Origin of the sequence: Trichococcus sp. K1Tr (assembly GCF_028309625.1) — a bacterium.
In the GTDB taxonomy this organism is placed as follows: domain Bacteria; phylum Bacillota; class Bacilli; order Lactobacillales; family Aerococcaceae; genus Trichococcus.
Genome location: NZ_JAQMHR010000001.1, coordinates 500,999 through 514,148, shown reverse-complemented (window position 1 = coordinate 514,148; position 13,150 = coordinate 500,999). Strand labels below are relative to the sequence as shown.

The 13,150-nt window shown below is 46.3% G+C and carries 9 protein-coding genes; 8 read left to right on the top strand and 1 reads right to left on the bottom strand.

Going from position 1 to position 13,150, the window contains the following annotated elements; genetic code table 11:
• Positions 1 to 20 precede the first annotated feature (20 nt).
• The gene (locus PH235_RS02345) at positions 21 to 2,336 is read left to right on the top strand and encodes a DNA internalization-related competence protein ComEC/Rec2 (protein ID WP_272160844.1); all 2,316 of its coding nucleotides are present in this window, start codon (positions 21 to 23) and stop codon (positions 2,334 to 2,336) included.
• Between the two features lie 23 nt (positions 2,337 to 2,359).
• Complete coding sequence (holA, locus tag PH235_RS02340) at positions 2,360 to 3,394, top strand: DNA polymerase III subunit delta (RefSeq protein ID WP_272160843.1); 1,035 nt, start codon at positions 2,360 to 2,362, stop codon at positions 3,392 to 3,394.
• An 86-nt stretch (positions 3,395 to 3,480) separates the two neighbouring features.
• On the opposite strand, the gene rpsT is transcribed toward holA, so the two are convergent.
• Positions 3,481 to 3,735 carry a 30S ribosomal protein S20 gene (rpsT, locus tag PH235_RS02335; protein WP_106448735.1) on the bottom strand — a complete coding sequence of 85 codons (255 nt, stop codon included), beginning with the start codon at positions 3,733 to 3,735 and terminating at the stop codon, positions 3,481 to 3,483.
• Positions 3,736 to 3,997: 262 nt separating this feature from the next.
• Between rpsT and uvrB the strand changes: the two genes are divergently transcribed.
• From uvrB to PH235_RS02305, 6 genes are all read left to right on the top strand, one after another.
• Complete coding sequence (uvrB, locus tag PH235_RS02330) at positions 3,998 to 5,989, top strand: excinuclease ABC subunit UvrB (protein WP_108031459.1); 1,992 nt, start codon at positions 3,998 to 4,000, stop codon at positions 5,987 to 5,989.
• 138 nt (positions 5,990 to 6,127) lie between these two features.
• On the top strand, positions 6,128 to 6,397 hold the full coding sequence (gene rpsO / locus PH235_RS02325) for a 30S ribosomal protein S15 (RefSeq protein WP_086628176.1): 270 nt from the start codon (positions 6,128 to 6,130) through the stop codon (positions 6,395 to 6,397).
• 223 nt (positions 6,398 to 6,620) lie between these two features.
• The gene (gene pnp, locus PH235_RS02320) at positions 6,621 to 8,729 is read left to right on the top strand and encodes a polyribonucleotide nucleotidyltransferase (RefSeq protein WP_272160842.1); all 2,109 of its coding nucleotides are present in this window, start codon (positions 6,621 to 6,623) and stop codon (positions 8,727 to 8,729) included.
• A 480-nt stretch (positions 8,730 to 9,209) separates the two neighbouring features.
• Positions 9,210 to 9,773, top strand: coding sequence for a citrate lyase holo-[acyl-carrier protein] synthase (gene citX, locus PH235_RS02315; protein ID WP_272160841.1), 564 nt, complete (start codon positions 9,210 to 9,212; stop codon positions 9,771 to 9,773).
• Between the two features lie 235 nt (positions 9,774 to 10,008).
• Complete coding sequence (locus PH235_RS02310) at positions 10,009 to 11,049, top strand: aspartate-semialdehyde dehydrogenase (RefSeq protein ID WP_272160840.1); 1,041 nt, start codon at positions 10,009 to 10,011, stop codon at positions 11,047 to 11,049.
• A 381-nt stretch (positions 11,050 to 11,430) separates the two neighbouring features.
• Positions 11,431 to 13,110 carry a ribonuclease J gene (locus PH235_RS02305; protein WP_272160839.1) on the top strand — a complete coding sequence of 560 codons (1,680 nt, stop codon included), beginning with the start codon at positions 11,431 to 11,433 and terminating at the stop codon, positions 13,108 to 13,110.
• Positions 13,111 to 13,150: the final 40 nt, after the last annotated feature.

Here is a 13,150-nt window from a genome sequence, read left to right as displayed (position 1 = left end):
CCATTAAAGGCTATCTGCTTTTGCCTGCCTTGCTCGTCTTCCCGGTGACCATTATCGGGTTTGACGGAACCAACATTTTTGCATGGGTACTGCTGTTTGCCCTTTTTGCGCGCCTTTTCTTTATGCGATCCAAGGTTTTGAACGTCATTGCTGCCGCGGTGGTGACCGCAAGTTTTTTGAGCTTGCTGGTCCACGACTGGTCAAGCGCATCTGCGTTCTCTGCTCAGGAAGCGGAATCGATCAGAACAGCTGCGCTGCAGTTGGACCCGAACGATATGCGGATCAACGGCGATTTGTTGACAGGGGAAGCCCTGCTGCAATCGGAAGGCAAGAAAGAAACCGTTTATTTCTATTACACGATCGAAACGGAAGAAGAAAAGTTCAACTGGGAACAACAGCGATTTCCCCAGCGGGTCGTTGCCACAGTCCAGCTGGAGGAGCCGGAAGCTGAGCGGAATCTGCACCAATTTGATTTTGAAGATTATCTGAATGCGAAAAGCATCCATTGGGTCGTCACGGTCGAAGCGATGCAGTTCCGGAGCGAGGATCGTTCTTTCCGGTCCTGGCCCAGCAGCATCAGGAGATCCATCATCTTGATGTTGGAAAAGTTGCCTGCTGTCCAGACGACCGACTACATCCAAACCATGTTATTCAATCAGTCGCATGCCATTGCGGGGGATACTTTGGATGCCTATCGTGGGATCGGTTTATTGCATCTTTTTTCCATCTCCGGTATGCATATCCAGCTGTTGCTGTCCCAGATGCGCTTTATCCTGCTGCGGATGAAAGTCAGCCATGAGACCACGGATAAGCTGCTGGTTATTTTTTTGATCGCTTATGGTGTGTTGACCGGGTGGGGAATCGGTGTGTTCCGGGCTATCTGTACGCATTTTATCCTTTTGATGGGGAAAATCACCGGCCATCGGGTTGAAGCGAAGGATGCCTTCGCACTTACTGTGATGATTGCTGTTTTTTACAATCCGCTGCTGATCTATTCGGCAAGTTTCCAATTGAGCTATCTTTTGGCCGGGTTATTGTATTTCGTGACTCCGGTCAGTTCGGAATGGAAAATGAACGGGCTATTGAAGGACATCTGTTTGACGGCCCTGATGACATTGGCATCCTTTCCTATCGTCGCCTATCATTTTTTTGAGGTCTCGTGGCTCGGGATCTTTGTGAATGTGATCTTTTCGTTCTTTTTTTCTTGGTTGCTTTTTCCGCTGTTTTGGTTGTTGTTCTTCGCAGTGCTTTTTTTCCCGGGAACCCCGTTGCTGGGATTGCTCTGCGCCGTGTCCGATAAGTTGCTCACCTTATTGGAAAACTTCGCTGGAGCAGCCGCGGATTTGGATTTTGCGTCACTCGTTACAGGGAGGCCGCCGGCCGTTTATTTTGCGCTGGTCTGGATTGCCTTGATTCTGCTCTTGCTGAGCGTTGAAAAGAAACAAAAGGATATCCGCGTGCTCTGTTTCCTGATGGTTGCTGTCGGTTTGTTTTCTTTCGCCCATCAGCTTGATCCTTCCGGAAAAGTCGTCATGCTTGATGTGGGGCAGGGGGATGCCATTCTGATTATAACGCCCTTTCATCGTCGGGCCGTTCTGATAGATACGGGTGGCATGCTGACTTTTGAAAATGAAGCCTGGCAAGTCCGGGAAACAGCGACCACAGCAGGAGAAAAGCTGGTGTCGATCATGAAAGCCGAAGGCGTGAAAAAATTGGACAAGGTCTTTCTCACACATGCCGATCAGGATCATGTCGGTTCGTTGCGGGAACTCGCTGAAGGGTTGCCGATCGATGCGGTTTATTTCCCTAAAGGAGCGGAAGGGAATGCGGCGTTCGCCGCAGTGCTTCTTGAACTGCAAAGTCAACATCAAGTGGCGCTATTCCCTTTATTGGGCAAGGTCGACCTAGAGATTGATACTGATTTTGTTTTTCACATCCTGGCACCTTTAGCGCCGGGCGAAGGCGGAAATGAGGACTCATTGGTCATCCAAGCAAGCATAGGCGGTTTGGATTGGCTGTTCACGGGCGATCTTGGAGAAGAAGGGGAAGATTTGCTGATGCGCACTTATCCTGATTTGAAAACCGATATCCTGAAAATTGGCCACCACGGGAGCGCAACATCCAGTTCGGAAGGCTTTTTGGATCATGTCCAACCTGAATTAGCCTTGATATCCGCAGGGAAACAGAACCGGTATGGTCATCCGGATGCGGAAATACTGGAACGCCTGGAATTGCGGAATATCCCTATATTTCGCACGGATCGACAGGGCGCTATCCACTTCCTGTATGGGTCAGAAGAAACAGAATGGCGAACCATTTTGGAGAACAAAAAATAAAAATGATGAATGGTGGTCCAAGCGTGAATTATACAACGGAGATGTCCAAAATAAAAAAAGGTCAGCTTCAGCCGGTCTATTTATTTTTGGGCAAAGAAGATTTTTTTATAGAAGAAGCGAAGCAGCTGTTGCTGCGTACGGTGGTTGAAGAAGCCGACAAGGATTTGAATGTCGGCATATTCAATATGGATGGGACTTTGTTGGATCGGGCTCTTGAAGATGCGGAGTCGCTGCCTTTTTTTGGGGAAAGACGTTTGGTCATCATCGAAAACCCGCTGTTTTTGACGGCCGAAAAACCTAAAAATGGGCTGGAGCATGATCTTGGTTGGCTGGAGGGTTATCTGGAGAACCCGTCGCCCTCAACAATTCTGGCTATTTTTGCGCCTTACGAAAAATTGGACAGCAGAAAAAAAATATCGAAACTCTTGGCTAAGAAGGCCGTCACTGTGGATGTTTCTCCTTTAGCGGAAAAAGAAGCCCGCAAATTTTTGGGGGATATGATAAAAAATGAAGGCTATCAGATGGATCGCGACGCACTCGAGCTATTTTACGAGCGGATCGAAAATCAACTGTCGCGGGGAATGAGGGAGCTGCCTAAGCTGTTTCTCGCCGGATCTGAAGACAAGAAACTCACAAAACAGATGGTGATCGACTTGATCCCGCGAAATCTGGAACAAAATATTTTTGAATTGGTGACGCAGGTTCTGAACAAGAACACGTATCTGGCCATCCAGATCTATCGGGATCTGTTGCTCCAAAAAGAGGAACCGATCAAAATCAACGCTATCCTGCTGGGGCAATTCCGACTGTTGCTGCAAGTGAAGCTGCTCTCAAAAAATGGGTATCAACAAACCGACATCACCAAAGTATTGAAGATCCATCCTTATCGTGTGAAACTTGCTTCCCAACAAGTGAGGAACCTTTCCGAAAAAGTCCTGGCGGATGCTTTTCAGGGATTGGTCGAGACGGAATACAACATGAAGACAGGACAAGGCTTGAAGGAAATCCAATTCGAGCTGTTTCTGATCCGCTATGCAAACGCAATCCCAAAACAGTAAAACAATCATACGAAAAAGGCCGAAGACGCACCAGCTAAACTGGTGTGTCTTCGGCCTTTCGTTTTGAAGTCTCTTAAATCAAAAAATTATTTAGCTAATTTTTTAGTTAAACGAGAAATGTCGCGAGACGCTTTGTTTTGATGAATTAAGTTTTTAGAAGCTGCTGAATCGATAGATTTAACTGCTGCCTTCAATAATTCTTCGCTATTTTCAGCGCCTTCTGCTACTGCAGCTTCAAATTTCTTGATAGTTGAACGCATAGCACTCTTTTGAGCGTTGTTTTGTAGGTTAGCTTTTTCGCTAGTGCGAACACGTTTGATTGCTGAATCGATATTTGGCATTGGGTTCACCCCTCTTTCCTTATTTCTATAACTATTAGGCTGTTTTGCCAACATGCCATATTATACATAATTTTTGAGGGTTGTGCAATAAAAAAAGAAAGAGATTCCCTTTTTAATCCCAACGACCCTGAATTTCGAGTCACATATTTTGAAATTTTCGGGTAAAAATCATGCGCGGGGATGCCGAAAGCTCCAAAGTGTACGAAAGTATGTTTGGGTGGTAAAATAGTTGTAACAGTAAGTGAAGAGGTGAATCGTCAATATGAAAGATCATTTTGAATTAGTTTCCCCGTACCAGCCCAGCGGTGATCAGCCGGAAGCCATCAAAGAGCTCGTCGATGGGTTGAATCTGGGCAGACGGGCGCAAACATTGTTGGGCGCGACTGGGACCGGTAAGACTTTTACGGTAGCGAACGTCATCCAGGCAGTGAACAAGCCGACGCTCGTCATTGCACACAACAAAACGTTGGCCGGGCAATTGTATGGCGAGTTGAAGGAATTTTTCCCGAACAACGCCGTCGAATATTTTGTGAGTTATTATGATTATTATCAACCCGAAGCGTATGTTCCCTCCAGCGACACTTATATAGAGAAAGAATCCAGCGTAAACGATGAAATCGACAAACTGCGTCATTCCGCAACCAGTTCCTTGCTGGAAAGACGTGACGTAATTGTTGTGGCTTCCGTATCCTGCATCTATGGTCTGGTGAATCCCTTGGACTATAAAGAGCATACCTTATCGTTGCGGCAAGGGATGGAGATGGAACGGAATGAACTGCTGCGCAGGCTGGTGGAAATGCAGTTTGAACGCAATGATATCGATTTTCGGCGTGGCTCGTTCCGTGTGCGCGGGGATGTGGTCGAAATTTTTCTTGCATCACGCGACAACGAGGCCATCCGTGTCGAATTTTTTGGGGATGAGATCGATCGGATCAGGGAAGTCGATGTGCTGACCGGAGAAATCAAGAACGACGTCGAACATTTCCCCATTTTCCCGGCCACTCACTTCGTGGCAAATGAAGAGAAGACCTTGCATGCAGTCGACATGATCAGGGCAGAACTGAAGGATCGCCTTAAGGTGCTGCGCGAAGAAAATAAACTGCTGGAAGCCCAACGCTTGGAACAGCGAACCAACTACGACATGGAAATGTTGATGGAAATGGGCTACTGCAACGGAATCGAAAACTATTCCAGACACATGGATGGGCGCGCTCCTGGAGAGCCGCCATACACGCTGCTTGATTTTTTCCCGGATGATTATTTGACAGTCATCGACGAGTCGCACATCACGATGTCGCAAATACGCGGCATGTACAACGGGGACCGTTCGCGGAAAGAACAGCTGGTGGCATACGGCTTCCGTCTGCCGAGCACCTTGGATAATCGCCCGTTGATGTTGAAGGAATTCGAGGAACGGGTCAACCAGATCCTTTATATTTCAGCGACACCGGGCCCTTACGAATATGAACAAAGCCCTTATGTTGCCCAACAGATCATCCGTCCAACCGGCTTGTTGGATCCGATTGTGGAAGTGCGCCCGATTAAAGGGCAAATCGATGATCTGATCAGTGAAATCAATTTGCGTGTCGAACGCAATGAACGGGTATTCATCACTACTTTGACGAAGAAGATGTCGGAAGACTTGACGGATTATCTGAAGGAAGTCGGCATCAAAGTCAATTATCTGCACAGCGAAATCAAAACGATGGAGCGGGCGGAAATCATCCGCAATCTCCGATTGGGAGAATTTGATGTATTGATCGGCATCAATCTATTGCGGGAAGGGTTGGATGTTCCTGAGGTTTCGCTTGTCGCCATCTTGGATGCCGACAAAGAAGGCTTCCTGCGTAGCGAGCGCTCGCTTGTCCAGACGATCGGAAGAGCAGCCCGCAATGAGAACGGGAAAGTCATCATGTATGCGGACCGCATAACGGATTCCATGGAGCGGGCCATCTTTGAAACGAACAGGCGCCGTGCGACGCAGGAAGCCTACAACATCAAGCATGGCATCACACCGACTACAATCATCAAAGAAGTCCGTGACCGCATCAGCATCTCGCATACACCTGAAGATGCAGAAGGGGATGTCAGCATTTTGAGCGTCTATAAGGCGATGACGATGGAACAACGCCGCGAAGCTCTCGATCAACTGGATAGGGAAATGCGGGAAGCCGCCAAAGCCCTCAATTTTGAAAAAGCGGCAGAAATCCGTGACATGGTATTGGAGTTGAAAGCCGAATACAAAGGTTTATAAAAAAGTGATTTTTACTTGCAATCGGTAAGGAATTAGGATAAACTGTTCCATGTATTATATATACGACCTTCAACTTGGTTAAACGAATCACCAACGTTTTACTCAGTTAAAGGTAACTTTATGAAAGAGGTGAAAAAAATGGCAATTTCAAAAGAACTTAAAAATGAAATCATCAAAGAATACGCTATTCACGAAGGAGATACTGGATCCCCTGAAGTGCAAATCGCAGTTCTTACGTATGAAATCAACCACTTGAACGAGCACGCACGCGTTCACAAAAAAGACCACCATTCTTACCGTGGTTTAATGAAAAAAGTTGGACACCGTCGTAACTTGTTGGCTTACTTGCGTAACAAAGACGTTCCCCGCTACCGTGAACTAATCCAAAAATTAGGCTTACGTCGTTAATTTCGTGGCTAAGATATATGAAGCGAGATTCCACTGTGAATCTCGCTTATTTTTTGGGATTTTTTGGACAATGAGTGCAAAAATGCTGAGCAATCAGCTATAATGGAATGAGGCTCCCGCTCTACAGACCGCTACTATACAAATGTGAGCTTATAGTCATCAGTAGGTTGACATTTGTTTAGTAGTTGGTAGATGGGAAGCATCGCAAAAGGAGAATGATAACATGTCAGAAAAAAAAGTGTTCCAAATGGACTGGGCAGGTCGTTTACTGCAAGTCGAAATCGGCCAATTGGCTAAGCAAGCCAACGGTGCGGTATTGGTGAGATACGGAGATACTGTCGTATTGACGGCTGCTGTAGGTTCAAGAGAACCAAAAGACACCGATTTCTTTCCATTGACTGTGAACTATGAAGAAAAAATGTATTCAGTCGGTAAAATACCTGGAGGATTCATCAAGCGTGAAGGCCGCCCAAGCGAAAACGCAACGTTGACGGCTCGTTTGATCGACCGTCCGATCCGCCCGATGTTCCCTGAAGGATTCCGCAACGAAGTGCAGATCACAAACGTTGTCATGTCCGTTGAACAGGATTGTGCGCCGGAAATGGCTGCTATGTTCGGTTCTTCATTGGCATTGGCGATTTCCGACATTCCATTTTTTGGACCGATCGCTGGAGTCAATGTTGGCCGTGTGGATGGCGAATATGTTTTGAATCCAACCGCTCCACAAAATGAAGCTTCCGATATCGAGTTGACCGTTGCTGGTTCGAGAGTCGCCATCAACATGGTTGAGAGCAGTGCTGCAATGGTTAATGAAGAAGACATGCTTGGGGCATTGATGTTCGGCCACAAAGCAATCCAGGAATTATGCGATTTCCAAGATAAAATCGTAGCCGAAGTCGGCAAGGAAAAAATGACAGTCAAACTTTTGTCTTTGAATCCTGAACTTGTAGCCGAAGTTACCGCTGCTTATGGCGAAAACATGACGGCAGCCATCATGACAGAAGAGAAATTGGCTCGTGAAGCCGCTATTGAAGATGTGAAAGCTGAAGCAATCGTGTTCTTCAACGAAAAGTATCTGGATGACGCCAACTTTGCCCAAATCTCCAAAGAAGTCCGCCAAATCGTGGAAGACATGGAAAAAGACGAAGTGCGCCGTTTGATCACAGTCGATAAAATCCGCCCTGATGGCCGTAAAATCGACGAGATCCGTCCGTTAGCTTCAGAAGTCGGCTTATTGCCGCGCGTACACGGTTCCGGATTGTTCACGCGTGGACAGACGCAAGCATTGTCCACTTGTACATTGGCTCCACTGGGCGAACATCAGATCATCGATGGTCTGGGCATGGTAGACAGCAAACGATTCATCCACCATTACAACTTCCCACAATTCTCGGTTGGCAGCACCGGCAGAGCAGGAAGCCCTGGACGCCGCGAAATCGGCCATGGTGCTTTGGGTGAACGCGCATTGAAACAAGTCATCCCGACTGAAGCCGAGTTCCCTTACACAATCCGTTTAGTTTCGGAAGTATTGGAATCCAACGGGTCCTCTTCACAAGCAAGCATCTGCGCCAGCACGCTGGCAATGATGGACGCGGGTGTACCGATCAAAGCACCAGTAGCGGGTATCGCGATGGGCTTAGTGATGGAAGGCGAAAACTACACAGTCTTGACGGACATCCAAGGACTTGAAGACCACCTGGGCGACATGGACTTCAAAGTTGCCGGAACAAGCGAAGGCATCACTGCGTTGCAGATGGACATCAAAATCCAAGGGATCACAGAACAAATCCTGACTGAAGCATTGATGCAAGCGAAAAAAGCGCGGATGGAAATCCTTGCTGAGCTGACAAGCACGATTGCAGCTCCTCGCGAAGAATTGTCCCAATATGCGCCGAAGATCGAAATGATGCAAATCAAACCTGATAAGATCAAAGTCGTCATCGGTAAGGGTGGAGATACGATCAACAGCATCATCGAAGAAACCGGCGTGAAGATCGACATCGATCAAGATGGTAACGTGAGCATCGCTTCGGCTGATACGGCGATGATTGCCCGCGCTAAACAAATCATCGAAGAGTTGACACATGAAGTGAAGGTCGGCGAAATTTACGAGGGTACTGTAAAACGCATCGAAAAATTCGGCGCATTCGTCGGAATCACAAAAGGCAAAGACGGTATGGTCCACATATCCGAATTGGCTAACGAACGTGTCAAAGAAGTCGAAGATGTCCTAGCCATCGGCGACAAAGTCAAAGTCAAGGTCATCGAAGTCGACAGACAAGGCAGAATCAATCTTTCCCGTAAAGCACTACTGACTAAGGAAGAAAAGTAAACTGCTCATAACAGAATAATACTTTACGCAAAGAACAGGCATAACCTTCACAAAAAGGCGATGCCTGTTCTTTTTGCTGATGGTAGTTAAGGCCCGAGCCTGTAAGAAAGCCTGCCACAATTATTCTAATAATCCTGACAAATAGAGTAATATTGATTAATAATAGATTTTAATATTAAATCAATGAATTTTTTCCATAAAAGCGTTATTATAGTGTAAAGAGAAACAAATTTTTATGGCTACATTTTATGGATATATTTTCCGAGTATATCGTCCTTGTTAATGTAAGCGCTTTAAATGTTTTTGTGGTTTCATTATTCGCTTGTGTGCAAGCAGCAGCCAAGTCAAATAATGGCTCCGATTTCGCCTCCAGGACTCTTTTACAGCAAAGTTGCGGACATCGCGAAGCTTCCATGTAAGCTTTTGTAACAAATAATGGTATTATCAGAGAACAAAATAAAACAGTAAAGGATGAGTGCAATGGTGCCAGAATCTATTTTCTCGCAAGGTCAAATGCCGACGCTCAAGGAAGTGTTGGCCTCAAGGGAACAACGTGCCTTTTTTGAAGAGGAAATCAGCAAGACGAACGCAAATCAGACGTTGATTTCCCTTAAATGCAATATTCCCGGACCAGTCAAATATAATGCCGTCGTAAGGCAGATTTCTGAAATCGGCATCCAAGAAGTCAAAAATGCAATCCAGACAAATAAATGGAAAGTCACCTATGAAAAATTGATGGATTTGGATACAGGGCCGGAATACTTTGTCGTCGTCGATACCTATCCGACTGCTGTGAAGCAAGCCGCCATCATGATAGAAGACGGCAGTTTGCTCGGCCAGCTGTTCACGATAAGCGTGTTTTATCTGGAAGAAGGCAAGATGATCGAGGTGCAGCGAATGGAAATAGGCTATGATCCGAGAACGTGCATGATTTGTGGGGATGAAGCATTCGAATGCGAAAACGCGAGTGTGCACAGCAGGGAAGAAATCCAGAAAAAAATCGAATCCATTCTGCAGGAGGACGGAAGAGTCCGTTTGGATTAAGAAACCCAGTTCATTTATTGCATCCAGAAAATCCGCGAAATCATCGGAAACAACAAAATAGTCAACATTCAGCATTCCAAACAGAGAGCCCAGGCGGGGTTTCGGCTTGGAATGTTTTTTTGGGTAATTAAAAAATAGATTAAAAAATTCTAATAAAGTATGGTAAAATGCTTAAGTGAAGGATATCCAAATCCTAAAAAATTGATAATACAGAAAATGAATGAGTGAGGGATCAATGATGAAAGAGTATAATGTTGCCATTGTAGGTGCTACAGGTGCTGTTGGAGAAAAAATGCTGGGCTTGTTGGAGGACGCTTCTTTTCCGATAAAAAGTTTGAAGTTGTTGGCTTCTAAACGGTCTGTAGGCAAAGTTAAGACTTTCCGAGGACAGGAACTGCAGATTGAAGAAACGACTGATGACTCATTTGAAGGCATCGATATTGCCTTGTTCAGCGCTGGGGGCGGCATCACGAAACAATTCTCCCCTGCAGCAATCAAAGCTGGAGCCATCGTCATCGACAATACGAGTGCTTTTCGTATGGATCCGGAAACGCCATTGGTTGTTCCTGAAGTGAATCCGGAAGACTTGCGCAAACACAAAGGGCTGATCGCTAATCCAAATTGCTCCACTATTCAGATGGTGGTGGCTTTGCAACCGATCCGCGAAAAATTTGGTTTGGATCGCGTCATCGTTTCCACTTACCAAGCGGTAAGCGGAGCTGGCCTGCATGCTTTGGAAGAATTGAAAGCTCAAACCCAAGCTGTCCTGAACGGTGAAGAGCCGGTCGCGAATATCCTGCCTTGTGGTGGCGATAAGAAACATTTCCCGATCGCATTCAATGCTTTACCGCAGATCGATGTGTTCAGCGAAGGCGGCTACACGTATGAAGAGTGGAAAATGATCAATGAAACCAAAAAAATCATGGGCGACAAGGACATCAAAGTCTCTGCAACCTGTGTGCGCATCCCTGTAATGTCCGGACACTCGGAATCCGTCTATTTTGAAGTAGACGATAAAAACGTTACTGTCGCAGATATCTGGGAAGTGCTGAAAGATGCTCCAGGGGTTGTGCTTCAGGATGATACAGCTAATCAAGTCTATCCTACCGCCCGCGAATCAGTCGGAAAGAATGAAACATTTGTCGGACGTATCCGTAAGGATGTGGATGTCGATAATGGATTCCATATGTGGGTGGTTTCGGATAACCTGTTGAAGGGCGCTGCTTGGAACTCTGTGCAGATCGCTGAAAAAATGATCGAAATGGGCCTACTGTAGAATTTTTGAGTACGGATGAGCAAAGCCGCGTCAACTGAAGAATCGGATATGACAGGGCCTGTCAAAGGATGGACCGGGGAGGGTGTTTGGTTAAACATCGTTCCCGGTCCGTTCCTTTTGGCAGGTCTTTTTTGCACTTTCAGAAAACCGCAACAGAAACTGAAGCAAATGCTACAATTTTGCCGATAATCATGTATAATATAACAGAGAGGATATCGGTCACGTTTAGCCGGATGCGAAGAAAACGCATTCGCTTGTAGACCCTGAAGACAGTTCGGCAAAGCAGCAGTGCTGATTTTCAGGGACGAAAATACGGAGGAAGGCATTCAAACGATCAATATAGATAACAGCATAGAAAGCTGAAAAATAAGAGGTGGTACAATGAGTAAAGTAAGAATAATTTCTCTCGGAGGTGTGAGAGAAAGCGGTAAAAACATGTATTTAGTGGAAGTGGACGATTTAATTTTTGTATTGGATTGCGGTCTGCTCTATCCGGAAAACGAATTGTTGGGAATTGATGTTGTCATCCCTGATTTCACGTACCTGGAGGAAAACAAAAATAAGATAGCGGGTATTTTCCTGACGCATGGTCATGCGGATGCCGTAGGCGCATTGCCTTATTTATTGCAGAATATCGATGCACCCGTGTTCGGTACAGGTTTGACGATCGCGTTGGCAAAACTGGCGGTTGAATCAACCGGATTGGCAACTGGCTTTGAGGATTACCACGTCATCGATGAGAACACTGAAATTGAATTTGAAAATACCAGCGTCCGGTTCTTCAGAACCACGCATACCATCCCTGATTCTGTAGGGATCTGTGTGAAGACGGAAGAAGGCAGTGTCGTCTATACAGGCGATTTCAAGTTTGATCAAAGCGCATCCCCGATGTATCGGACCGATTACGGCAAAATTACGGATATCGGCGAAGGCAAAGTATTGGCGCTGTTGAGCGATTCCGGAGATGCCGAATCAACAACGGAAAATGTCAGTGACCGCAAGATTGAGGAAGAAATGCTTGATACCTTCATCAATGCTGAGGGACGCATCATCGTGTCCTGTGTTGCAAGCAACATTTTGCGCATTCAGCAAGTTTTTGATGTCGCTCTCCAAGCTAACCGTAAGATCTTTTTGACAGGACCGACTTTGGTTCAAACAGTCGATGTCGCCATGAAACTAGGAAAACTGGTCTTGCCGACTCCAGATCTGCTTGTGAATGTGAAAAACATCAATGATTACCGTGATGGGCAAGTCTTGGTGCTGGAAACCGGCAATAGCGGGGAACCGTTGGAAGCATTGCAACGGATGTCCAAAGGCAGACACAAGCAAGTGAACCTTAAAGAGGGCGATTTGGTTTACATCACGACTACGCCTTCCACAGCGATGGAAACAACAGTCGCAAAAACCAAGAATTTGATTTACCGCGCCGGTGCGTCCGTGCGGGAAATATCGGGAACATACAAAGCATCCGGACATGCTTCGCCGAACGATCTGAAATTGATGATCAACCTGCTAAGACCTATGTATTTCGTGCCTGTCCAAGGCGAGTACCGGATGCAGGCTGCACATGCCCAGTTGGCGAATGAAGTCGGCATTCCGTTCAAAAACATATTCATCCCCGGAAAAGGTGACGTCATCGAATATTCGAAAGGCCGTATGCATATGACGGGACAAGTCCCAGCCGGGAATGTACTGATCGATGGAATCGGCGTCGGCGATATCGGCAATATTGTCTTGCGCGACCGCAAACTGTTGTCGGAAGATGGCATCTTCGTTGTCGTTGTGACGATCTCCAGAAGATTGAACAAAATTTTGTCGGGTCCGGAAATCGTTTCGCGTGGTTTCGTCTACATGAAAGCGAGCGAAGAGCTTGTCAAGGAAAGTTCGAATATCGTCCGGGAAGTAGTGGAAGACAATCTGCATACGAAAGACTTTGATTGGGCCAAGTTAAAACAAGAGATACGTGATTCGTTGAGCCGTTATCTTTTTGAAAAGACGAAGCGCAAACCGGTCATTTTACCGATCATCATGGAAGCATCCAATTATCAGAAGAAGAGCTGATGCCCGTTTGCCGGAAAGGCAATGAAACGGATCGTTGTTG

Excerpts from the sequence above, each read along its gene's own strand:
- uvrB (WP_108031459.1), top strand. The coding sequence starts at position 3,998 with ATGAAAGATCATTTTGAATTAGTTTCCCCGTACCAGCCCAGCGGTGAT.
- PH235_RS02305 (WP_272160839.1), top strand. The coding sequence starts at position 11,431 with ATGAGTAAAGTAAGAATAATTTCTCTCGGAGGTGTGAGAGAAAGCGGT.
- PH235_RS02310 (WP_272160840.1), top strand. The coding sequence starts at position 10,009 with ATGATGAAAGAGTATAATGTTGCCATTGTAGGTGCTACAGGTGCTGTT.
- citX (WP_272160841.1), top strand. The coding sequence starts at position 9,210 with ATGGTGCCAGAATCTATTTTCTCGCAAGGTCAAATGCCGACGCTCAAG.
- rpsO (WP_086628176.1), top strand. The coding sequence starts at position 6,128 with ATGGCAATTTCAAAAGAACTTAAAAATGAAATCATCAAAGAATACGCT.
- pnp (WP_272160842.1), top strand. The coding sequence starts at position 6,621 with ATGTCAGAAAAAAAAGTGTTCCAAATGGACTGGGCAGGTCGTTTACTG.
- rpsT (WP_106448735.1), bottom strand. The coding sequence starts at position 3,735 with ATGCCAAATATCGATTCAGCAATCAAACGTGTTCGCACTAGCGAAAAA.